At 64.3% G+C, this 21,570-nt stretch carries 20 protein-coding genes; 12 read left to right on the top strand and 8 right to left on the bottom strand.

Going from position 1 to position 21,570, the window contains the following annotated elements; all coding sequences use genetic code 11:
• The first annotated feature begins 9 nt into the window (after window positions 1-9).
• Window positions 10-513, top strand: coding sequence for a TspO/MBR family protein (locus GVM20_RS07325; protein ID WP_166546561.1), 504 nt, complete (start codon window positions 10-12; stop codon window positions 511-513).
• Here the strand turns inward: GVM20_RS07325 and GVM20_RS07320 are convergent.
• Entirely contained in the window at window positions 510-1,025 is a 516-nt protein-coding gene (locus GVM20_RS07320) for a DOMON domain-containing protein (protein WP_166546560.1), read from the bottom strand. The two genes, GVM20_RS07325 and GVM20_RS07320, sit on opposite strands and share 4 nt — an antisense overlap.
• Window positions 1,026-1,102: 77 nt before the next feature.
• On the opposite strand from GVM20_RS07320, the gene tyrS reads away from it, so the two are divergent.
• The 6 genes from tyrS to GVM20_RS07290 all read left to right on the top strand — a co-directional run bounded on the left by tyrS (window position 1,103) and on the right by GVM20_RS07290 (window position 7,289).
• Window positions 1,103-2,332 carry a tyrosine--tRNA ligase gene (gene tyrS / locus GVM20_RS07315; RefSeq protein WP_166546559.1) on the top strand — a complete coding sequence of 410 codons (1,230 nt, stop codon included), beginning with the start codon at window positions 1,103-1,105 and terminating at the stop codon, window positions 2,330-2,332.
• Between the two features lie 79 nt (window positions 2,333-2,411).
• Entirely contained in the window at window positions 2,412-2,750 is a 339-nt protein-coding gene (locus GVM20_RS07310; RefSeq protein WP_353653123.1) for a PilZ domain-containing protein, read from the top strand.
• Between the two features lie 66 nt (window positions 2,751-2,816).
• Complete coding sequence (locus GVM20_RS07305) at window positions 2,817-4,085, top strand: MFS transporter (protein ID WP_166546558.1); 1,269 nt, start codon at window positions 2,817-2,819, stop codon at window positions 4,083-4,085.
• Complete coding sequence (gene cysK / locus GVM20_RS07300) at window positions 4,082-5,002, top strand: cysteine synthase A (protein ID WP_166546557.1); 921 nt, start codon at window positions 4,082-4,084, stop codon at window positions 5,000-5,002. The genes GVM20_RS07305 and cysK overlap by 4 nt, the downstream gene beginning before the upstream one ends.
• 80 nt (window positions 5,003-5,082) lie before the next feature.
• Window positions 5,083-5,697, top strand: coding sequence for a hypothetical protein (locus GVM20_RS07295; protein ID WP_166546466.1), 615 nt, complete (start codon window positions 5,083-5,085; stop codon window positions 5,695-5,697).
• Window positions 5,698-5,810: 113 nt separating this feature from the next.
• A complete protein-coding gene (locus GVM20_RS07290) occupies window positions 5,811-7,289 on the top strand; it encodes a M20/M25/M40 family metallo-hydrolase (protein WP_234031894.1) in 1,479 nt (492 codons plus the stop codon).
• Window positions 7,290-7,358: 69 nt separating this feature from the next.
• On the opposite strand, the gene GVM20_RS07285 is transcribed toward GVM20_RS07290, so the two are convergent.
• The 4 genes from GVM20_RS07285 to GVM20_RS07270 form a co-directional block, all read right to left on the bottom strand.
• The gene (locus GVM20_RS07285; protein ID WP_166546555.1) at window positions 7,359-9,164 is read right to left on the bottom strand and encodes an acyl-CoA dehydrogenase C-terminal domain-containing protein; all 1,806 of its coding nucleotides are present in this window, start codon (window positions 9,162-9,164) and stop codon (window positions 7,359-7,361) included.
• 54 nt (window positions 9,165-9,218) lie between these two features.
• The gene (locus GVM20_RS07280; RefSeq protein ID WP_166546554.1) at window positions 9,219-9,704 is read right to left on the bottom strand and encodes a MerR family transcriptional regulator; all 486 of its coding nucleotides are present in this window, start codon (window positions 9,702-9,704) and stop codon (window positions 9,219-9,221) included.
• 37 nt (window positions 9,705-9,741) lie between these two features.
• Window positions 9,742-10,131, bottom strand: a complete 390-nt coding sequence (gene hisI / locus GVM20_RS07275; protein ID WP_353653122.1) for a phosphoribosyl-AMP cyclohydrolase — start codon at window positions 10,129-10,131, stop codon at window positions 9,742-9,744.
• A gap of 401 nt (window positions 10,132-10,532) precedes the next feature.
• Window positions 10,533-11,228 (bottom strand): ComF family protein, encoded by a 696-nt coding sequence (locus GVM20_RS07270; protein ID WP_166546553.1) that lies wholly within the window; start codon window positions 11,226-11,228, stop codon window positions 10,533-10,535.
• A 56-nt stretch (window positions 11,229-11,284) separates the two neighbouring features.
• Here GVM20_RS07270 and GVM20_RS07265 point away from each other — a divergent pair, with 56 nt between their 5' ends.
• On the top strand, window positions 11,285-12,049 hold the full coding sequence (locus GVM20_RS07265) for a methyltransferase domain-containing protein (protein ID WP_166546552.1): 765 nt from the start codon (window positions 11,285-11,287) through the stop codon (window positions 12,047-12,049).
• Here the strand turns inward: GVM20_RS07265 and ppdK are convergent.
• From ppdK to GVM20_RS07250, 3 genes are all read right to left on the bottom strand, one after another.
• Window positions 12,046-14,718 carry a pyruvate, phosphate dikinase gene (gene ppdK / locus GVM20_RS07260; protein WP_166546551.1) on the bottom strand — a complete coding sequence of 891 codons (2,673 nt, stop codon included), beginning with the start codon at window positions 14,716-14,718 and terminating at the stop codon, window positions 12,046-12,048. The genes GVM20_RS07265 and ppdK overlap by 4 nt on opposite strands.
• Before the next feature lie 126 nt (window positions 14,719-14,844).
• Entirely contained in the window at window positions 14,845-17,409 is a 2,565-nt protein-coding gene (locus tag GVM20_RS07255; protein WP_166546550.1) for a glycine--tRNA ligase subunit beta, read from the bottom strand.
• Window positions 17,409-18,341 carry a glycine--tRNA ligase subunit alpha gene (locus GVM20_RS07250; protein WP_166546549.1) on the bottom strand — a complete coding sequence of 311 codons (933 nt, stop codon included), beginning with the start codon at window positions 18,339-18,341 and terminating at the stop codon, window positions 17,409-17,411. The genes GVM20_RS07255 and GVM20_RS07250 overlap by 1 nt, the downstream gene beginning before the upstream one ends.
• Window positions 18,342-18,649: 308 nt before the next feature.
• On the opposite strand from GVM20_RS07250, the gene GVM20_RS07245 reads away from it, so the two are divergent.
• The 4 genes from GVM20_RS07245 (at window position 18,650) to GVM20_RS07230 (ending at window position 21,464) form a co-directional block, all read left to right on the top strand.
• Window positions 18,650-18,844: a helix-turn-helix transcriptional regulator gene (locus GVM20_RS07245; RefSeq protein ID WP_086607507.1), complete on the top strand. Its 195-nt coding sequence runs from the start codon at window positions 18,650-18,652 to the stop codon at window positions 18,842-18,844.
• Window positions 18,831-19,526 (top strand): hypothetical protein, encoded by a 696-nt coding sequence (locus GVM20_RS07240; protein ID WP_166546548.1) that lies wholly within the window; start codon window positions 18,831-18,833, stop codon window positions 19,524-19,526. The genes GVM20_RS07245 and GVM20_RS07240 overlap by 14 nt, the downstream gene beginning before the upstream one ends.
• Window positions 19,527-19,606: 80 nt before the next feature.
• The gene (locus GVM20_RS07235; protein ID WP_166546547.1) at window positions 19,607-20,518 is read left to right on the top strand and encodes a TraB/GumN family protein; all 912 of its coding nucleotides are present in this window, start codon (window positions 19,607-19,609) and stop codon (window positions 20,516-20,518) included.
• Window positions 20,519-20,534: 16 nt separating this feature from the next.
• Window positions 20,535-21,464, top strand: a complete 930-nt coding sequence (locus GVM20_RS07230; RefSeq protein ID WP_166546546.1) for a TraB/GumN family protein — start codon at window positions 20,535-20,537, stop codon at window positions 21,462-21,464.
• The last annotated feature ends 106 nt before the right edge of the window (window positions 21,465-21,570 follow it).

Genomic DNA, 21,570 nt, shown 5'->3' with positions numbered 1-21,570 from the left:
TACAGGCACATGGACACAGATTGGACACCGATAGCTATCGCCGCGGGATGGGCGATTATCCTTGGCGGCGCAGGCGGTGCGCTGACGGAGATCGGCCAATGGTACCGCGAGCTGCGCAAGCCGCCGTGGCAGCCGCCTGACTGGCTGTTCGGCCCGGCGTGGACGATCATTCTCGGGCTGGCTGGCTGGAGCTTCTATGTCGGTTTGACGGAGGCCCCCACGCCTGAGGCCCGTGCCGGGGTTTGGGCGCTATTCATCGCGAACTTCGTGCTCCACTTCTTGTGGTCGCCCCTGTTCTTCAAGCTGAAAAGGCCCGACTGGGCGCTGGCCGAGAACGTGCTTCTGTGGCTGTCGGTGACGTCGCTGATGGTGGTGCTGCCGCGTTTGGCGGGGGACAGCTTTGCCGGGTGGCTCAATGTGCCCTATTTCGTGTGGGTCAGCTTCGCCTTCATGCTCAACCTGAAGATCGTGCAGCTCAACCGCCCGTTCGGCAAGGAAGCGACCGCGCCCTAGCGTTCGACGATCAGTTGGCGGTTGGCTTCCGAGTGAAACTCTGGCGGCCCCGGCGGAAAAGCCAGCGCCCAGAACTGCCGCGATCCGCCCGGGTGCTCGACAATGGCGTTAAGCGCGACTTGGGCGGGCGCGGGCAAATCGGCGGCGATGCTGGCTTTAAGCACCAAGCCATGATCGTCGTGAGCACAAGCGATGGCAATCGCCTCGACCGGCGCATCGCGCATCCCTTCGCGGAACGAGTCGAAATCATAGGCCGCCCAGCGACCTGAAGGCGAGAGATTGAACTCGCGGTAGGCCGTCCCGCCCAATGGCTGCCAGAAAATCTCGAAACAGGTGGTCTTCCACAGATCGTCCATCCGCTGAGGTGCGGCATGCGGCGGCACGATGATCGCCGGGATATGCCCGTCGACCCGGAATTCCGCCTCACAGCCGTGGGGCGTGGCCGTGATAGAGGCGGTGACAGCGCGGATCGGGCCGAGGCCACAGGCGACGTGGAGCATGAGCGGGTGCATCGCCTGTTACTGCCCTTGCGCCCCGGCCCCGGCAAGCCACTTCCCGTCACGCCTGTGCGCTGGTAGGGCCCCGCGCCATGAGCACTTACGATTCAGCCCTCCTCCGCCTGCTCGACGAGCGTGGCTACATCCACCAGCTGACCGACGCAGCAGGGCTTGATGCCCTGGCCGCAAAGCAGATCGTGCCGGGATATATCGGGTTCGACGCAACCGCGCCGTCGCTCCACATCGGGTCACTGGTGCAGATCATGATGCTGCGCCGCTTGCAGCAGACCGGGCACAAGCCGATCGTGCTGATGGGCGGCGGCACAACCCGGATCGGCGATCCCACGGGCCGCGACGAGAGCCGCAAGATGCTCACCGACGAGACGATCGAGGCGAACATCCAGTCGATCTTCACTGTCTTTGATAAGCTGTTGAAATTCGGTGATGGGCCGACCGACGCGGTGATGGTCAACAATCACGATTGGCTGGGCAAGTTGGGTTACATCGAACTGCTTCAGCAGGTCGGCACCCATTTCACCGTCAACCGGATGCTGACCTTCGATTCGGTCAAGCTGCGGCTTGAGCGCGAACAGCCGATGACCTTCCTCGAATTCAACTACATGATCCTGCAAGGTTACGATTTCAGGCATTTGTCACGCGAACTTGGCGTGCGTTTGCAGATGGGTGGCAGCGATCAGTGGGGCAATATCGTCAACGGGATGGAGCTCGGCCGGCGCATGGACGGGGCCGATTTGTTCGGTCTTACCACCCCGCTGCTGACGACGGCTGACGGCGCGAAGATGGGCAAGACTGCGGCGGGTGCCGTGTGGCTCAACGAGGATCAACTGCCCGCCTACGATTTCTGGCAATACTGGCGCAACGTCGATGACCGCGATGTCGGCAAGTTCCTGCGGCTGTTCACCGACCTGCCGCTGGATGAGATCAATCGCCTCGAAACGCTTGAAGGCGCAGAAATAAATTCGGCCAAGGTGGTGCTCGCCAATGAAGTCACCAAGCTGGTGCGCGGCGAGGATGCCGCCGCCCGTGCCGAAGCAACCGCGCGCGAAACCTTTGCCGGTTCGGGTGCGGGTGAGGATCTCCCCACGCTTGCGGTCGGCGCAGAGGGGATGCGCTTGGCCGCGCTGCTCACCGCCATTGGACTCACCGCTTCAGGCGGGGAAGCCAAGCGCAAGCTCGCCGAAGGTGCGGTCAAGCTTGAGGGTGAGACCGTGAGCGACCCGGCGCAACTGGTCCTCCCGGCCGAGGGTGAGACGCTGCGGCTCAGCCTGGGCAAGAAGCGTCACGCGCTGGTGCATCGCTAAACCTCCGAATTTTTACGAATTGTCAGCCTTTCTGCTGCATCCCCTCTTTGTGCCCAAACGGAGAGAAGGAACGCATCACGTGACGGGTGGAGCAAATCTCAGCGTTACCGAAATGCGGCGCGCGGCGCGGCATCCGGTCGATTTCCCCGCGATTGTCGAGCACTTCGTGCACGGCGACCTGCATCTGCACGTCTGCAACCTGTCGGCCCACGGCTTCATGGTTGACGATGCCAGGCAATTGCAGCGCGGTGACCGGATCATCATCCGCCTTCCCGTGGTGGGCCGGATCGAGGCCTATGTGATCTGGACGCGTGACACGCGGGCGGGTTTGCAGTTCGAGCGGATTATTCGGCTCGACGATTTCGTCGCGATCATCGACCAGCTTCAGCCCAACCCGCGCCTGCGTCGCTCGCGATAGGGCAGCCTTAGCCCGCGCAAGTTTCGCCTGCTTGGCAGCGGCCCTGCGGCCTGCCATGGCGCAGCCGTGACCGAACCAACCTCCCCGCTTCAGATCGGCGATTACCGGCGTTACTGGCTCGCCCGCTTCATGGCGGTGTTCGCCACGATGTCGATGGTGGTGCTGCTTGGCTACCAGCTCTACGAAGTCGCGCGCGACGATTACGGGATGAGCGTGGCCGAGGCCTCGTTCCAGCTTGGCTTGCTGGGCCTTGCACAGTTCATCCCGCTGTTTGTGCTGACCCCTGTTGCGGGCCTGGCCGCCGATCGATTCGACCGGCGCCATGTCGCGGCCTTCGCCAATGGGATCGATGGCTGTGTGGCGGTCATTTTGGCGCTGGCGACGTGGGCCGATGCGCTCAACATCCCGATCCTGTTCAGCCTTGCCGCGGCGCATGGCGCAGCGCGGGTGTTTGTCGGCCCGTCGATGAGCGCGATTGCGCCCAATATCGTGCCGCCCGCCTTGCTCCCGCGCGCTATCGCGCTATCCTCAATCGCCTGGCAGACTGCGAGCGTTGCCGGCCCTGCGGTGGGCGGATTGATCTTTGCCGAGGCCAATTGGCTCCCGCACGCGATCTCCGCCGGGTTGCTGGGCGCGGCGATGTTGCTGATCCTCACAGTCCGGCCGATCAAGGCGAAGCATGAGGGCCCGCGTCTCAAGCCGCTCAAGCAGATCATCGAAGGGCTGGTCTATGTCTGGCGTGAGCGGTTCCTGCTCGGCTGCATCACGCTCGATCTGTTCGCGGTGCTGCTGGCGGGGGCCACGGCTTTGCTGCCGGTGTTCGCGCGCGATATCCTGTTTGTGGGGCCGGAAGGCCTCGGCCTGATGCGCGCCGCGCCTGCGCTGGGCGCAGCGAGCGTGGCGTTGTGGCTCAGTTTCCGCCCGCTTGAACGCGAAGTCGGGCTCAAGATGCTCTGGGCGGTTGCCGCCTTCGGAGCGCTGACGATCACCTTCGCCTTTTCGCGCAACTTCCTGCTGTCGCTGGCGATTTTGGCGGCAATGGGCGCGGTCGACATGGTCTCGGTCTTCATCCGCTCGTCGCTGGTGCAACTGTTCACGCCGGACGACAAACGCGGGCGGGTGTCATCGATCTCGGGCCTTGCCATCTCCGCATCCAACGAGCTGGGCGAAATGCAATCGGGCCTCGCCGCTGCCATCCTCGGTGCAACCGGCGCGGTTGTATTCGGCGGCGCGGGTGCGATATTCGTGACTATGGTCTGGGCGTGGTATTTCCCTGAACTGCGCCGCGCCAAAAGCTTCGAGCCAGCTGCGCTCAAACGAGAGGTATCGACATGAAGGCTGACAACATCCTCGCCACCATCGGCGCCACCCCGCATATCCGCCTGTCGCGGCTGTTCCCGGATCACGAGGTGTGGGTGAAGTCCGAGCGGTCGAACCCCGGTGGCTCGATCAAGGATCGTATCGCGCTTGCGATGGTCGAGGATGCCGAGGCGACGGGCAAGCTCCAGCCCGGCGGCACCATCGTCGAACCCACCAGCGGCAATACCGGGATCGGCTTGGCGATGGTGGCTGCGGTCAAGGGCTACAAGCTGGTGCTGGTCATGCCCGAATCGATGTCGATCGAACGTCGCCGCCTAATGCTGGCCTATGGCGCCAGCTTCGATCTCACCCCGCGCGAACGCGGCATGAAAGGCGCGATTGAGCGAGCACAGGAGTTGGTCGAACAGACCCCCGGCGCGTGGATGCCAAGCCAGTTCGACAATGCCGCCAACCCCGCGATCCACGCGCGCACCACGGCGCAGGAAATCCTCGCTGATTTCGCCGCCACGCCGATTGACGTGATGATCACCGGAGTCGGCACTGGTGGCCACCTCACCGGCTGCGCTGAGGAGCTGAAGAAGCACTGGCCCAGCATGAAGGCATATGGCGTCGAGCCCGCGCTTTCGCCCGTGATCAACGGTGGGCAGCCCGGCCCCCACCCGATCCAGGGCATTGGCGCTGGCTTCATCCCCGGCAACCTCCACACCAATGCGATTGACGGGGCCATTACCGTCGATGCCGAGGAGGCCAAGCAGATGGCGCGGCGCGCAGCGAGTGAGGAAGGCATGCTGGTCGGGATTTCCTCCGGCGCGACCCTTGCCGCCATCGCGCGCAAGCTGCCTGAACTGCCGGACGGTGTGCGGGTGATGGGCTTCAACTACGATACCGGTGAGCGCTACCTGTCGGTGCCTGACTTCTTGCCGGTGGAATAGAGCGATTCCTTAACCGTAGCGGTCTATCTCGGGCACAGGATTATCACGCTTTTTGCGTAACTGCCCGGGAACCGCCACCCATGAAATTCATCAAACTCCATTCGCGCGGCGGCAATTATCTTGTCGTGGCCAGCAATATCGCATGGCTGCGCACCGCCGAGAACGGCCAAACCAACGTTGGGATGGTCGGCGGGCAACCGCTGCTGGTGGTCGGCTCGATTGAAGAGGTGGCGGAGCAGATCCTCAGCGCGACCGCAGAGCAGGAACCACCGGCAGCGCCGTCCGCCCCGGCCGCAGCCGTTGAACCGCCCCCACCAATCGCCGCGCCGCCCGTGGCTGAACCTGTTGGCGAAGCCGTTGCACCAGCACCCGAACCAGTCGCCCCGCCCCCCTCTCCCGCAGCCCCTGCTCCCGAACCGGTTGTGGCAATGCCCGAGCCGGTGGCCGAAGAGCCCGTGCCAGAGTCCGAACCTGTCGCCGCCGCACCGGCACCTGCTGCCGCGGCACCTGTTCACCAGCCCGCTCCCGAACCGGCGCGCGAAAAAGCAGCGCAAAGCCCCGCCACAGCCGCGCCACGACCGCGGCCCGTCGCACGAAACTCGGCAAGCCTGTGGGAACGCCCCGCCGCCCCCGCCGCTGCCAAGGGTCTCAAGATCAAGGCGAGCTCACAGCGGATGATGGGCCGGCTCGATTAGGTAGGCTCTCTCCGCTTTCCGCAATAGCCATTGCGAAACCAATGGTGGCTGTTACCTCTTCTCCTTTACAGGATGGGGAGAGACGGGTGATGAAGCGACTTGCAGGAATGACAATGGCTGCGGCCATCGCGCTCGCGGTAACACCGCTGGCCGCAGAAACGCCCAATCGCCAAGCGCTTGTCACTGTGGTCGAATCGCAGCAGGATGCGACCGTCAAGGCGCTGCAAGACTGGGTCGCCCTTCCCACGATCGCTGCCGAGAAGCGCGGCACGCCCGAAGGCGCGGAATATATGCGCAAGCTGGCGCTCGACGCCGGGTTCCAGCAGGCCAAGATCATCCCAACCGACGGCGTTCCTGCCGTGTTCGCCACGCTCGATTCGGGTGCGAAGACCACTGTCGGCATCTACTTCATGTATGACGTGAAGCAGTTCGATCCGGCGGAATGGAACTCGCCGCCGCTTGATGCCAAGCTGGTCGATCGTCCCGGTGAAGGCAGCGCCATTGTCGGGCGCGGAGTCGTCAACCAGAAGGGGCCGCAGATGGCCTTCCTCGCCGCGATCAAGGCGATTCAGGCGAGTGGCCGCAAGCTGCCCGTCAATCTGGTGCTGGTGGCGGAAGGCGAAGAGGAAGTCGCCTCGACCCATTTCGATCAGGTCGTCGCCGTGCCGGAGGTTCAGGCTGCGCTATCAAAGGCGGTCGGCGTGTTCATCCCCTCGGCCAATCAGAATCGCGACGGGAGCGCGGGTATCACGCTCGGTGCCAAGGGTGCGGTCGAGTTCCAGCTCGTGGTCGGCGGTGAGACATCCGACAAATATCCCAAGACCGACATCCACTCGTCCAACCATGCCCGCATCGAAAGCCCCGCGTGGCGGCTCGTCAAGGCGTTGGACACGCTGGTTGCCGATGATGGCCATACCCCGGCGATCGACGGATGGTTCGAGAACGTCCAGCCGCTGACCGCGCGCCAGAAGGAGCTGATAGCGCAGAGCGTAAAGCCAGACGCGGAAGCAGGCGAAAAGGCGCTGCTCGGCGTCGGACGTTGGATCAATGATGAGGATTACGTCACCAGCCTTGAGCGGTTCTTCTCGCAGCCCACGGTCAATATCCAGGGGCTGGTGGCGGGCTATACCGGCGAAGGCGGCAAGACCGTGCTGCCCGGCCGCGCCGAAGCCAAGCTGGAATTCCGCCTGGTGCCGAACATGACGAAGGACGAGGCGGTCACCAAACTGCGCGCGCATCTTGCCAAGCGCGGGTTCGATGATGTGCAAGTCACGGTCTCAGGCGGCTATGGTCCCAATGAGACCGAGGAGGACTCGATCCTGATCCGCGCCCAGAAGCGCATGTTCGACGAAAGCGGGGTCCCCTATACCATCCGCCCGCGCAATGCGGGGAGCTGGCCGGGGGTGGTGTTCAATGGTCCGCCGCTGAACCTGCCCGCCTCGCAATTCGGCCTCGGCCGTGGCGGCGGCGCGCATGCTCCCAATGAGTGGTTCCTGATCGAGAGCACGAACCCCAAGGTCTATGGCCTTGACGAGGTGACTATGGCTTATGTGGACTACCTTTACGCGCTGGCCGAGGAAGCCGAACGCTAGGGCCGACAAGCCGAGGGCCGCCCTGCGGATGGCAGGACGGCCCTTGGTCATTTCATTGGCGAGTGAGGCTTACGCCGCCGTGGCGAAGGCCTCGGCCGGAAGCTTCATCATGTATTCGCTGCCCGCCTCGAGCTTACGGCGCAGCGCGCCAGCATCGGGCAGGAAGCGTTCAGCGTAGTAGTTGGCGGAGACCAGCTTGGCCTCGTAAAACGCCTTGTCCTCCGGCTCACCCGCCAGCTTGGTGAGCGCCACCTTGGCCATCTTCAGCCAGAAGAAGCCGAGCGTCACGATGCCCATGATGTGCATGTAGTGATGCGCGCCCGCGCCGAGGTGATTGGGGTTCGCCATCGCGTTCTGCATGAACCACATGGTCGCCGCCTTCTGCTCGCCCAGCGCCTTTTCGAGCCGCTCGGCGACCGAGGCCAGTTCGGGGATCTGCTTGGCCGACGCGATTTCCTCGTCGATCATGGCGAAGAAGGCCTGGATCGCCTTGCCCCCGCCAGCGGCCAGCTTGCGGCCGCACAGATCCATCGCCTGCACCCCGTTGGCGCCTTCGTAGATCATGGCGATGCGGCTATCGCGCACAAACTGCTCCATGCCCCATTCGCGCACATAGCCGTGGCCGCCGAACACCTGCTGCATATTGTTGGCGATGTCATAGCCCTTGTCGGTACCGTAGCCCTTGATCACCGGGGTCATCAGACCGATCAGCAGGTCGGCCTGCTCGCGCTCTTCGGGGGTCTGCGCCTTGTGGGTCAGATCGACCTGCAACGCGCCCCACAGGCACAGCGCCCGCATCGATTCGGTGAACACCTTGGCGTCCATCAGCATGCGGCGCACGTCGGGGTGGACGAAGATCGGATCGGCCTTGGCTTGCGGATCGGCCGGGCCAGTCAGCGCGCGGCCCTGACGCCGGTCGAGCGCGTAGCTGACCGCGTTCTGATAGGCGACTTCGGCCTGAGCATAGCCCTGAATGCCGACGCCGAGGCGCGCGGCGTTCATCATGATGAACATGGCCGCAAGGCCCTTGTTCTCTTCGCCCACCATGTAGCCCGTGGCGCCGTCATAGTTGAGCAAGCAGGTGGCGTTGCCGTGGATGCCCATCTTCTTTTCAATCGAACCGCAGGTCACGCCGTTGCGCGCCGACGGTTCGCCGTTCTCGTCGAGCAGGAACTTGGGCACGATGAACAGCGAAATGCCCTTGGTGCTGTCAGGCGCGCCCGGTGTCTTGGCCAGCACGAGGTGGATGATGTTACTGGTGAGGTCATGCTCGCCGGCCGAGATGAAGATCTTGGTGCCGGTGATCGCATAGCTGCCATCGCCGTTCGGGACAGCCTTGGTGCGGATCATGCCGAGATCGGTACCGCAGTGCGGTTCGGTCAGGTTCATGGTGCCCGACCATTCGCCCGAGATCATCTTGGGGACATACATCGCCTTCTGCTCGTCCGAACCCTTGGCAAGGATCGCCGAGATCGCGCCTGCGGTCAGGCCCGGATACATCGCGAAGGCCTGATTGGCGGTGCCGGAGAATTCCTCCAGCGCGAAGCTCAGCACATGGGGGAGCCCCTGCCCGCCATATTCGACCGGTTGGCCGAGCGTGCCCCAACCACTTTCGACATAGGCCTGATAAGCCTCCTTGAAACCCGGAGGCGTGGTGACGCTGCCGTCTTCATGGCGGGTGCAGCCATGCTCATCGCCCGACTGGTTGACCGGTGCGAGCACCTCGGCACAGAATTTGCCCGCCTCGTTGATCACGGTGTCGATCATGTCGGGCGTGGCGTTCTCGAAGCCCGGCAGATTGCCGTAGCTCGCCAGATCAAGCACTTCGTTGACGATGAAACGCGTATCGCGGGTGGGGGCGGTATAGGTCGGCATCACGTGATCCCTTTGGTGAGCAGAATTGTTTGAAGTAGCGGTGGGCCTATCGGCTCAACCGAGGTCGAGCTTCTCGATCTCGGCGACAAAATCGGTGAGCTCCTTGATCGAGCTATCGATATCGTCGCGCTGCTCTTTCAGCTTGGCAATGTGCGTGCGGCACTTGGCAATCGTGACGCGGCGCTGTTCGACGCGGCCATCGTCAAGATCGTAAAGGTCGATCATCTCGCGGATTTCGGTGAGGCTGAAACCGACATTCTTGGCGCGCATGATCCAGGCAAGCCGGGCGCGGTCGCGCTTGGAATAGACGCGGGTGAGGCCGACGCGGGCCGGATTGATCAGCCCTTCATCCTCATAGAACCGCAGCGCGCGGGCGGTGCAGCCGAATTCCGACGTGAGATCGGAGATGGTGAACTGTTCCCGCTCGTGGACATCGGGCCTGTCGAGATGCGCGCCGTTGCGACGCGGCTCGCTGGCCGGATCCTTGGGAGCGTGCTGGGCGGGGTCCGAGGATTCGGTGGGTGCAGGAGCGGTAGCCATGCCCGCTCCATACCTTCCGTTTACGTGAGCGTCAAGTTCAGACCCTCACAAGCATCGGCGTGCCATCACGCGATTCGATCTGCCGATAAAAGCAACTGCGGGCGCCGGTATGGCAGGTTGGCCCCGCAGGCACGGCACGGATCACCAGCGCGTCCTGATCACAATCGACAAGGGTCTGCACCACAGTCAGGACATTCCCCGATGTCTCGCCCTTCATCCACAAGGCCCCGCGCGAACGGGACCAGAAGTGGACCTTGCCTGTGCTGAGCGTCGCCTCAAGCGCCTCGGCGTTCATGTGCGCGACCACCAGCACCGCGCCGCTGGCATCATCGACCACCACCGCGGTGAGCAGTCCGGCCGCGTCAAACTTCGGCGCGAATACGGCGCCGCTCTCGCGTTCTTCAGGGGTCAGGCTTGTGCCGGTCACCTTGCAACTCCACGCAGATAAGCCATGCGCAGGGGTCCGTCCCGGTGCGCAGGAAATGTCGTAACGGGCGCGCTCATGCGACGATTGTTGCACGCACACAACAGGCGCACGCAAAAAATGCGCCTATCACAGGTTTGATCTTCCGCCGAATGCAACAGCGTGGAAGAAGCGCGTCAGGAGCCTTCGCAAGGGGTTCTCCACCGAACAATGGCACCGCCCGGTGTCAGGTTCAGGGGGTGATCGGACCGCAAGCTGGCAGCGGGGTGCCAGCGCGACCGATTGAACGATAGGGATTGGATCCCGGCAGCGAAGTTAGGGGGTCGCTGCCACAGCCCGCAAGGGTGGATCCGCACCGTTTCGTCACGTGGCGCCCGGGGTCGAAAGACCTCGGGCGTTATGTTTTACGGGTGGGTGAGTCGGTGATCCTGATCGACCTGGGCGAAACAAGCGACCGAAATCGACGCGGCCCCAGCGTCGGCTAGGGCCGCAATACAGGCTCTGCTGGTTGCGCCGCTGGTCAGCACATCATCCACCAGCACGACATCACGCCCCGCCAAACGCGCTGACCATGCCGGATTGAGCCGGATCGCTCCGGTCAGTGCCCGCTCGCGTGCCTCTCGCCCCAATCCGCCAAGATTGGGCGTGCGCTTGTGCCGCTCCAACGCCTCGACTGCAGGTTCGCCCTTTCCTAACCGCGCCAGCTCATGGGTCAGCAGCGCAGCCTGGTTGAACCCGCGCTGCCACAGCCGCCAGCGGTGGAGCGGAACCGGCACTAACACCGGCGGCGGACGCCCTACCTGCGACTCGGGCAGGCGGGCCGCGATCAGCTGCGCAAGCAGCCGCGCAAGCGCAATCCGCCCCCCGTGCTTGTAAGCCAGCACCAACTTGCGCGACGTCTCGTTGTAATAGGTTGCCGTATAGACCGGGACAGCGCCCACATCGCTCTCGGCGTGGGTGGGCACCTCAAGGCTGCTCCAGCAGTCGCCGCACAGCCCCGCCTGACTTGCAATCGCCGCCCCGCACGAGAGGCACCGCGGCGGATAGAGCGCATCCACCACGGGTCCGAAATGTCTGGCAAAGCGTGCGACCGCGACCATGGCGCGAGGTGTCGCACGGCTTGCACTGCGCTGGCAAGCACGGCAGGGCGCGAGCGATGAATGCTCCTGCGATCCCCACGATCTTCAGCGCCCACCGCCGCACCCTGCGCCTCGCCCGAGCGCGGGACCGCGCGACGGCCTCCGATGCGGCGCGCTTTATCGCCGAGGACATGATCGAGGACACGCTGGAGCGCCTGGCCTTCCTGTGCCACGCGCCCGCGCGGGCTTTGGTGCTGGGCGACTCGACCGGGACGCTTGCGGCATCCCTTCGGGATCAAGGCGCGGCGGTCGAAGAACCGGCACGGCTCGACCTTGAAGCGCCTCATCCCTCTGGCGGATATGAGCTTATCGTCGTCCTCGGCCTGCTTGATGCGGTCAACGACCTGCCCGGCGCGTTGATCCATCTGCGCACTGCGCTTGCTCCCGGCGGGTTGGTGATGACGCATTTCATTGGCGGCCAGAGCCTTCCCGCTCTGCGCGCCGCGATGTTCGCCGCCGAGCCCGACCGGCCAGCGGCCCGAATCCATCCACTGGTCGATCCACGCGCTGCGCCGGGATTGCTCCAGCGCGCCGGGTGGAAGGACCCGGTGGTGGATACCCATACGCTGACGGTGCGCTACGCAAGCCTTGGCCGCCTGGTCGCCGACCTGCGCGATCAGGGACTCGGCAATGCGCTTGCGAAGCCTGCTGCGCCGCTTGGCAAAGCTGCCCTAGCCCTAGCCCGCGCCGCCTTTGCCGCGCGCGCCGATGCGGACGGCAAGACCGCCGAGACCTTCGAGATCATCACCCTCACCGGGCGACGCTCGCTCGCCGGAACCTAGGCCTTCTTCAGCGCCGCTTGCGCTGCCGCGAGTCGCGCGATCGGCACGCGGTAAGGCGAGGCACTGACGTAATCGAGGCCCACCTTCTCGCAGAAGGCGATGCTCGCCGGATCGCCGCCATGTTCGCCGCAGATGCCCAGCTTGATGTCGGGCCGGATCGCCCTGCCCCGCTCTGCCGCCAGTTCGACCAGTTGGCCGACGCCTTCGATATCGAGACTGACGAAGGGATCGCGCGGTAAGATGCCCTTGTCGACATAGACGCTGAGGAACCGCGCCGCATCGTCACGCGACACGCCAAGCGTCGTCTGTGTCAGGTCATTGGTGCCGAAGCTGAAAAACGCGCCTTCCTCGGCAATCTCGCCCGCCATCAGCGCGGCACGCGGCAATTCGATCATCGTGCCGACGAGGTATTCGACCCGCGTGCCAACCTCGGCGAACACCGCCTCGGCCACCCGATCGACCAGCGCGCGCAGGATTGCGAGCTCACGCTTGGTGGCGACCAGCGGGATCATGATCTCCGGCAACGGCGCTTCGCCCGTCGAAGCCTTTACCGCGCACACCGCCTCAAAGATCGCGCGCGCCTGCATCTCGTAGATTTCGGGATAGGTGATGCCGAGACGGCAGCCGCGATGGCCGAGCATCGGGTTGAATTCATGCAGCTCGCCCGCGCGTCGCTTGAGGTGATCCACACCCAGCCCGGTCGCATCAGCCAAGTCAGCGAAGTCCTCGTCCGCATGGGGCAGGAACTCGTGGAGCGGCGGATCGAGCAAGCGGATCGTGCACGGCAGCCCAGCCATCACCTCGAAGATCGCGGTGAAATCGGCCCGCTGTTCGGGCAGAAGTTGCTCAAGTGCACGGCGGCGTCCGGCTTCATCGTCGGCCAAAATCATCTGGCGAACCAGCGAGATACGCGACGCTTCAAAGAACATGTGTTCCGTCCGGCACAGCCCGATGCCTTCCGCGCCGAATTGCCGCGCCATGCGGCAATCCTCGGGCGTCTCAGCATTGGTGCGCACCTTCATCCGGCGCAGCTTGTCCGCCCACACCATCAGCGTGCCGAAATCGCCTGCCAACTCCGGTTCGACGGTGGGCACGATGCCAAGCATCACCTGCCCTGTCGCCCCGTCGAGCGTGATCGCGTCGCCTTCCTTCAGCTCGGTGGTGCCGATCCTGAGCTTGCGCGTCGCACGGTCGATCGACACTGCGCCAGCGCCTGACACGCAAGGACGACCCATCCCGCGCGCGACGACCGCCGCGTGGCTGGTCATCCCGCCGCGCGCGGTCAGAATGCCTTGCGCCGCGTGCATTCCGTGGATGTCCTCGGGGCTGGTTTCGACCCGCACCAGAATGACTTTCTCACCGCGCCCGGCCCATTGCTCGGCCGTATCGGCATCGAGCACGATCTTGCCCGCTGCCGCACCCGGCGAAGCGGGAAGCCCGGTGGTCAGCACATTGCGCTCGGCCTTGGGGTCGAGTGTCGGGTGGAGCAGCTGGTCCAGCGCCATCGGATCGACCCGCCGCACCGCTTCGCGCTCATCGATCAGCCCTTCGGCGACCATGTCGACCGCCATCTTGAGCGCGGCCTTGGCGGTGCGCTTGCCGGACCGCGTTTGCAGCATCCACAGCTTGCCGCGCTCCACCGTGAATTCAATGTCCTGCATGTCCTTGTAATGCAGTTCGAGCAGGTCAAACACACGGGCCAGTTCCGCGTAGGCGTCAGGCAGCGCCTCTTCCATCGACAGCGGCTTGGCCCCTGCCGTCTCGCGCGCGGCCTTGGTCAGATATTGCGGGGTGCGAATGCCGGCGACCACATCCTCGCCCTGCGCGTTGATCAGGTATTCGCCGTAATAGGCGCGGTTGCCGGTCGCCGGATCGCGGGTGAAGGCGACGCCGGTGGCGCTGGTTTCGCCCATATTGCCGAACACCATCGCCTGCACATTGACCGCAGTGCCCCAGTCGCCCGGAATATCGTTCAACCGGCGGTAGACCTTGGCGCGGTCGCTGTCCCAGCTGTCGAACACGGCGCGGATCGCGCCCCACAGCTGTTCGTGCACGTCCTGCGGGAACGGGCGACCCAATTCGTCGGCAACGATGGTGTTGTATTCGGCCACCAGCGCCTGCCAATCTTCAGCCGCCATCTCGGTATCGTTGTAGAAGCCCTTGTCTTCCTTGGCGATCTCCAGGGCTTCCTCGAACAGCCCGTGATCAATCCCGAGCACCACGTCGGAATACATCTGGATGAAGCGGCGGTAGCTATCCCAGGCGAAGCGCGCATCGCCCGAGGAGGCGGCGAGCCCCTGAACCGTCGCGTCATTGAGGCCGAGGTTGAGCACCGTGTCCATCATCCCCGGCATCGATACCCGCGCGCCTGAACGCACCGAAACCAGCAGCGGATCGGCCGCATCGCCGAACTTCTTGCCCACGGTCGCCTCGACATGGGTCAGCGCGGCGGCGACGGCAGTTCGCAGATCGTCGGAGAAATCCGCGCCCTCCTGAAGATAACGCACACATTCTTCGGTCGTGATCGTGAAGCCCGGCGGGACCGGCAGGCCGATGCTTGCCATCTCGGCAAGGTTTGCCCCCTTGCCCCCCGCGACGGTCTTGTCCTTCTGGCGCGGGTCGGAGTGGTCGGCGGAGCCTCCGAAAACATAGACCGTCTTCAATGTCATGTCAGTTCCTGCGCTTGTGTTGGGAAGGTGACAAAAGTTACAGCGCGTCACCCTCGATTTGGCAAACAATCACCTGTAATCAAACGTCTTTTACGAAGGTGACGGACAGAGGGAACGGGCTTTGTTTCACCCCTCGATCCGGCTGAAATCCGCGACCCGGTGGACCGCATCGCGAAAGCGGGCCAGCAGCGCAAGCCGCGCTTGCCGCTTTTCCGCCTCTTCGGCGTTGACAGTCACCTCTTCAAAGAACCGGTCGATGGGAGCGCGCAAGGTGGCGAGCGCTGCCATCGCATCGGCGAACCTCTCGCCCTCAACCGCCTGCGCAGCGCGCGGGGCGGCAGCGTCGAGCGCGTCGATCAGCGCCTTTTCGGCCGGTTCGGGCGTGTAGGAAAGCGCGGAGGCGGTCTGCGTGCTTTCCGCGACGATATCCCCGATATCCGGGTCATCAACCATCGCCAGCGGGTCTTCCTCGCCGGTCTGTTCAATCCCGTCGATCTGTTCCGTCATGCCAGCGAAAGCTGGCACCTCGGGCAATTGCGCGTTGCCGCCTGAGGCCCCAGCTTTCGCTGGGGTGACGGGGTAATTTTCCTTCTTCAGGATATTCGCCGCCCGCTTGTAGCCTGCGAGGAGGTTGGTGCCGTCCTCGGTGGTGACAAAGGCTTGGAGCGCATGGACGCGGGCGAGCAGGCGGACGAGATCATCCTCCCCGCCGAGCGCGAACACCGCGTCGATCAGATCGTGGCGGACGCCGGCCTCGCGTTGCTGGACTTTGAGGCGGTCGGCGAAGAAGTCGAGGACAGAGCCTTCGATATGTCCATGCTGCGCAATGAAGATCGTGTCTTCGTAGCTTTCGAGAAAGGCTGCGGGACTGAGGCCAAAAAACAGCTTTCGCTCGTCGTGAGGGTGTGGCTTGCCGAAGATGGTCACTCGTATCTGCAGGCGCAAGCGTGCCGCCAGGTCCTGCGCCATCAAATGATCGAAGAACGCGAACCAGCGCAGTGGCACTCCAGACAGCCGAAGGCGCAGCGAATTCACCTGAATGAGCTGGATTATCCCTAGGGCCGCCCTTCTGAGCGCGAACGGATCTTTGGACCCGGTTGGCTTCTCGTCGATCGCAAAGAATGAAAGAAGCGTATCCAGCTTGTCCGCCAGCGACACCGCCACCGTCACCGGCGCAGTTGGCACTTCATCACCCTGTCCGACAGGCTTGTAGTGATCGCGGATAGCGTCCGAGACTTCGACCGGCAGGCCCTCCTTGGCAGCGTAGTAGCCGCCCATCAGGCCCTGCAATTCGGGGAATTCACCGACCATCTCGGTGACGAGATCGGCCTTGCACAGCCGCGCGGCCTGTTCGGCGAGGTCGGCCAAGGTAGCCCCTTCCCTTGAGGGAAGGGGTTGGGGATGGGTGTGCGGCGGACGAGGGGTGGCACCCCCCATCCCCGGCCCTTCCCCCGGGGGGAAGGGAGAATCTGTAACGATCCCATCCTCACACAACCACCGCGCCAGCTTCGCCACGCGCTCGACCTTGTCGGCGACCGTGCCCAGCTTCTCGTGGAAGGTGATGCGCGACAGCTTCTTCGCGTGTTCCGCAAGCGACGTCTTCTGATCCTGCTCCCAGAAGAAGCGGGCATCGGACAGGCGCGCGGCGAGCACCTTGCGGTTGCCGTCAACCACCACTGCGGGGTCAATCGCGTCAATATTGGCGGTGCAGACAAACGCGTTGGCGAGGCTATCCTCCCCGGCACGGGGAGGGGGACCATCCGACAGGATGGTGGAGGGGCGAGCGGCATCCGCCTCTCCACCCCGCCCCTTCGGGTCGCGGTCCCCCTCTCCTGAAGGAGAGGATTTACAGACGAAATACTTCTGATTCACCCGCGCCGTCAGCTGGATCACCTCGGGCGGGACATCCAGAAACGCCTCGTCGAAACGGCCAAGCAGCGGCACCGGCCATTCGGTGAGGCCCGCGTTTTCGATCACCAGACCTTCGTCTGCCACGAGCGTCAGGCCAGCCTCGGCCGCGACCTTGGCCGCGCCGTCGCGGATCAGTGCGCAGCGTTCGGAGAAGTGGACGACTACGTGGGCCGCGCGCAGGGTTTCGATATAGCTCCCGGCATCGGCGATTGTGACCGGGCCGGAATGATGGAAGCGATGCCCCATCGTTGTGCGCCCGCTCGCGATGCCATCGATCTCGCAAGGGACGACCGCGCCGTCCAGCAGGGCAATGATCCCGGAAAGCGGACGCACCCAGCGCAGGGACTCGGTGCTGAGCGACGCTGCGCCCCAGCGCATCGACTTGGGCCAGGGAAAGGCGCGGATGATGGCCGGGATGGCTTCAGCCAGCACCGCGGCGGTGTCGCGTCCCGGCTTCTCGATCACGGCGAAATATACGCCGTCCCGCTCGACGAGTTGCTCTTCCGAGAGGCCGACCTTGCGCAGGAACCCGTCCAGTGCCTGCGGCGGTGCGCCGACCTTTGGCCCCTTGGTCTCTTCGCTAACTGGCTCGGTGGCAAGCGGCAAGTTCTTTGCAATCAGCGCCAAGCGACGCGGTGTGGCGAAGGTTTCGATCTCTCCCACCGGCAAACCGGCCTTGGCGAGTGCATCGGCAAACAGCCGCGCCAGATCCTCCTTGGCCTTCGGTTGCATCCGGGCGGGGATTTCCTCGCAGCGCAGTTCGAGCAGGAAGTCAGCCATCAGACGAGACTCCACTCGGGATACTTGGCTGACCACTCGGGGGTCATCTTCTGCGCGTAAGCCTCGCACGAAGAGCGCGCCAGATCGCGCACCCGGCCCATGTAGCTGGCGCGTTCCTGCACGGAGATCACGCCGCGCGCTTGCAGCAGGTTGAACACGTGGCTCGCCTCGACCGCCTGTTCGTATGCGGCGATGGGCACGCCTGCGGACAGGGCATTGCGGCACTCAGCCTCAGCCTTGGCGAAGAGATCGAACAGCGCGTCGGTATCGGCGACTTCGAAGTTCCACTTCGACATCTGGCGCTCGTTCTCAAGGAACACGTCGCCATAGGACACGCCCGACGCGTTGAACGCCAGATCATAGACGTTGTCGACGCCCTGGATGTACATCGCCAGACGCTCAAGCCCGTAGGTCAACTCACCCGCGACCGGCTTGCAATCGAAGCCGCCCATCTGCTGGAAATAGGTGAACTGGGTGACTTCCATCCCGTCGCACCAGACCTCCCAGCCCAGCCCCCATGCGCCGAGCGTGGGCGATTCCCAGTCGTCCTCGACGAAGCGGATATCGTGCGCCAGCGGGTCGATGCCGATGGCGCCGAGGCTTTTGAGGTAGAGTTCCTGAATGTCGCTGGGCGAAGGCTTCAGGATCACTTGATACTGGTAGTAATGCTGCAACCGGTTGGGGTTTTCGCCATAGCGCCCGTCGGTCGGGCGGCGGCAGGGCTGGACGAAAGCTGCGTTCCACGGCTCCGGCCCGAGCGCGCGCAGCGTGGTTGCGGTGTGGAACGTCCCCGCGCCCATGCGCATGTCATAGGGCTGGAGGATGACGCAGCCGGCCTCGGCGCTCCAGAAGTCGTGAAGCGTCAGGATCATGTCCTGAAACGAACGCGCCGGATCGCGCGGAGCAGGCTTGTAAAGGGGTGCAGCACTCATGGCGGCTCGCCATGGCCGAACACCCCATTTGCGTCAATGCCGCAGCGCAGCAACATGGGGCGCGGGCAGAGGCAGGTCAGGCGACGGTGACACAAAGTCAGGTTATCTTGACATAGTCAGCGAATCACGACATATAGTCAGGCATACCTGACATTTACTCAGGCCAACCTGATGGAGACCAGCCATGGAAACCTTTCCCAGAAACGCGCGGCTGAGACTGGTGCTTGGCATATTGACGATCGGCGCTGCGGGCTTTGGCTTTGGTACCGCCGCCGCCAAGATTGCCAATGCGCTGGGTTTTTGACCGCATGAAGAACCGCCTTAAAGTCCTGCGCGCCGAACGCGACTGGTCACAGGCGGAACTCGCCGGGCGGCTCGACGTGTCGCGTCAGGCGGTCAACGCGATAGAGACGGGCAAGCACGACCCCTCGCTCCCCCTCGCCTTCAGAATTGCCCGCCTGTTCGACATGCGGATCGAGGAGATTTTCGATGACGAACTTTGATCCCCCTCGCACCGAAGCCGGAATGTCCGAAGGCGCCGTATTGCTCGTCCGCTTTGCCATTGTGATAGGCGGCGTCATTGCGCTGATATTCCTTGGCGCAATGGCAGCCGGCTTCGTCAGCGCGGTGACCGAAGGTGGTAACACCCGTGCGAAGGATATTGCGATCATCGGCGGCATTCTGCTGGCCATGGTTGGCGTTATATACGCGGCTTGGCGGTTCTGGCCGCGTCAGACCTCGGGCGAGGCGCTCTCAGGCGGTCCCGGCGAGGCACGCACCCGCCAGCGCAATCGCACGCAAATGCTCTACATCGGCCTCGCCGCTGCGATCGGCGGAATCATCGGCTTTGCCACCGGCTTTTTCGATCAGGGCGACGGCAACCTGTTTGGCGGCGATTGGGAAGACCTCAAACTGCCGCCGCTGCTGGCGCTGGTCTTGGCGGCGTTGCTGGTGGGCGCCTTCTTGGTCCTGCCGCTCTACGGCTTCCGCATGATCGATGATTACAAGCGCGAGCAGAACTTCATCGCCTTTACCGGCGGCTGCATATCCGTGCTTGCCGGTTTCCCGGTTTGGGCGGTGCTCCACGCTGGGGGCTTCGTGCCGCCGCCGCACGCTTTTGGTATCTTCGCGATCGCTTATGTGTCTATGTTCGCGTCGTTTATTTATGCCCGCTGGCGGCTCTGATCCCTCGGACCATGTCAGCGTACTTGTCCCAAGATTTTCCCTCCCCACTCTCTCATAACGCCCCCGAAAGGACCCACCCGATGAAATTCGCTTCTCTGCTTGCTCTGACCGTTGCCCCCTTTGCGTTGCTGGCCGCCAGCCCCGCTCTGGCGGACAACCATGCTGCCACCGAAACCGCCGCTGCACCCGCTGGCAAGGGACCCGCGCTGTGGAAGGTCGCGGATGCGGACACCACCATCTATCTGTTCGGCACCGTTCACGTCCTTCCCGAAGGGATCCAGTGGTATGACGACACCATCGCCACGGCGCTGACCGGTTCCGACATGATCGTTACGGAAATTCCGATGGACCCGGCCAGCGAAGCGGCCATGGGCCAGCTTGCCCAAAGCAGGGGCACTCTGCCCGCAGGCACCACCTTGCGCTCGCTGCTGACGCCGGAGCAGAAGGCCACCTACGAAGCGGCCCTCGCCAAGCTGGGCGCCCCGCCCGAAGCGTTTGACCAGTTCAAGCCGTGGATGACCGGGCTCACCATGTCGCTGATCCCGCTGATGCAGCAGGGCTATACCCCCGGCGCGGGCGTGGAGAAGGTGCTGCTGTCGAAGGTCGGCGACAAGCCGCAGGGTGCGCTGGAGACGGCGGAATTCCAGCTCGGCATCTTTGACGGAATGGATCAGCCCGCGCAGATCACCTTCATGATGGAAGCCATCGAAGGCATGGACAAAACCGCGCCGATGCTGAACCGGATGGTCGCCGAATGGGCCGAGGGTGATGCCGACGAACTCGCGGCCATCATGAACGAAGGCATGACCGATCCGGCCGTTGCCGACGCCCTGCTCTACAGCCGTAACGCCAATTGGGCCGAGTGGATCGACGCCCGGCTCGACCAGCCCGGCTCGGTGTTCATCGCGGTTGGTGCCGGGCACCTGGCCGGTGCCCAGAGCGTGCAGGATTACCTCGCGCAAAAGGGCATCACGGTAAGCCGCGTGAAGTGATCGGGGCGCTGCCGCGATGACCACGGATCGGGGGGCGGGATTGCAGAAAGCGCTGTTTAGCGCCGCCGCAGCCATCCTTGCCCCCCTCCTCCTCTTTGGCCTTGCCGGTTGCAGCGATGCACCCGGCGAGACCGCAGCGGACAGGGCCCCGCCCAATCCGCTGCTCTATGAAATCGCTTCGGCCGATGGGACGGTGGAGGGCTGGATGCTCGGCACGATCCACGCCCTCCCCGACGACACCGAATGGCGCACGCCCGCGATCACGCAGGCGACCGAGACGGCCGACCTGCTGGTGGTCGAGATTGCCGCGCTGGATGATGGCAAGCGGGTCGCCGGGACCTTCACGGAACTGAGCACCACGCCGGGCCAACTGCCCCTAGACCAAAGATTGCCCGGCGATCTGGCCGCTCCGCTCACCGACCTGCTGGAGCGCGGCGAGATTGATCGCACGCGCTTTGCGGCAGTCGAGACCTGGGCGGCAGCGATCACGCTGGCGCAGGTCGATGCGACCGGCGATCCGGCCAACGGCGTCGACCGCGCGCTGATCCGTGAATTTGCCGGCCGTCCGGTGCGAGAGCTGGAGGGCGCTCAGGCCCAACTCGCGATCTTCGACCGCCTGCCTGAGGCGCAGCAGCGCACCATGCTTGCCGCCGTGGTGCGGGGGAGCGAGGCCGCGCGCAAGGACCCCGCTAGGCTTCAACGCGCATGGCTGGCAGGCGATGCCGCGACAATCGAACAATCGACCCGCGAGGGCTTTCTGGCCGATCCGGCCTTGCGCGCCGCCCTGCTGACGGATCGCAATCGCCACTGGGCCGCTGCGCTCACCCCGCTGCTGCAAGAGGGCCCTCGCCCCTTGATCGCGGTCGGCACCGCGCACCTTGTCGGGCCCGACGGGCTGGCCGCTCTGCTTGAGGCGCAAGGCTACCGCATTCGGCGCCTGCCCTGAGGGCTCCGGCCTAAAGCGGTTGCCAAACCGGCCTTCTCTCTCTAAGGGCCCGCGCTTCGGCGCTCCGGTCATCCCTGGAGGCGGTGCGCGGAATGACTACCTTCAA

Origin of the sequence: Porphyrobacter sp. SLTP (genome assembly GCF_009905735.1) — a bacterium.
Lineage (GTDB): Bacteria > Pseudomonadota > Alphaproteobacteria > Sphingomonadales > Sphingomonadaceae > Erythrobacter.
This window is presented reverse-complemented; position numbering and strand designations above follow the sequence as displayed.

Bases quoted from the DNA above. Each gene is read 5' to 3' on its own strand.
- GVM20_RS07325 (WP_166546561.1), top strand. From the start codon at position 10: ATGGACACAGATTGGACACCGATAGCTATCGCCGCGGGATGGGCGATT.
- GVM20_RS07320 (WP_166546560.1), bottom strand. From the start codon at position 1,025: ATGCACCCGCTCATGCTCCACGTCGCCTGTGGCCTCGGCCCGATCCGC.
- tyrS (WP_166546559.1), top strand. From the start codon at position 1,103: ATGAGCACTTACGATTCAGCCCTCCTCCGCCTGCTCGACGAGCGTGGC.
- cysK (WP_166546557.1), top strand. From the start codon at position 4,082: ATGAAGGCTGACAACATCCTCGCCACCATCGGCGCCACCCCGCATATC.
- GVM20_RS07295 (WP_166546466.1), top strand. From the start codon at position 5,083: ATGAAATTCATCAAACTCCATTCGCGCGGCGGCAATTATCTTGTCGTG.
- GVM20_RS07290 (WP_234031894.1), top strand. From the start codon at position 5,811: ATGGCTGCGGCCATCGCGCTCGCGGTAACACCGCTGGCCGCAGAAACG.
- GVM20_RS07285 (WP_166546555.1), bottom strand. From the start codon at position 9,164: ATGCCGACCTATACCGCCCCCACCCGCGATACGCGTTTCATCGTCAAC.
- GVM20_RS07280 (WP_166546554.1), bottom strand. From the start codon at position 9,704: ATGGCTACCGCTCCTGCACCCACCGAATCCTCGGACCCCGCCCAGCAC.
- GVM20_RS07270 (WP_166546553.1), bottom strand. From the start codon at position 11,228: ATGGTCGCGGTCGCACGCTTTGCCAGACATTTCGGACCCGTGGTGGAT.
- GVM20_RS07265 (WP_166546552.1), top strand. From the start codon at position 11,285: ATGAATGCTCCTGCGATCCCCACGATCTTCAGCGCCCACCGCCGCACC.
- ppdK (WP_166546551.1), bottom strand. From the start codon at position 14,718: ATGACATTGAAGACGGTCTATGTTTTCGGAGGCTCCGCCGACCACTCC.
- GVM20_RS07255 (WP_166546550.1), bottom strand. From the start codon at position 17,409: ATGGCTGACTTCCTGCTCGAACTGCGCTGCGAGGAAATCCCCGCCCGG.
- GVM20_RS07250 (WP_166546549.1), bottom strand. From the start codon at position 18,341: ATGAGTGCTGCACCCCTTTACAAGCCTGCTCCGCGCGATCCGGCGCGT.
- GVM20_RS07245 (WP_086607507.1), top strand. From the start codon at position 18,650: ATGAAGAACCGCCTTAAAGTCCTGCGCGCCGAACGCGACTGGTCACAG.
- GVM20_RS07240 (WP_166546548.1), top strand. From the start codon at position 18,831: ATGACGAACTTTGATCCCCCTCGCACCGAAGCCGGAATGTCCGAAGGC.
- GVM20_RS07235 (WP_166546547.1), top strand. From the start codon at position 19,607: ATGAAATTCGCTTCTCTGCTTGCTCTGACCGTTGCCCCCTTTGCGTTG.
- GVM20_RS07230 (WP_166546546.1), top strand. From the start codon at position 20,535: ATGACCACGGATCGGGGGGCGGGATTGCAGAAAGCGCTGTTTAGCGCC.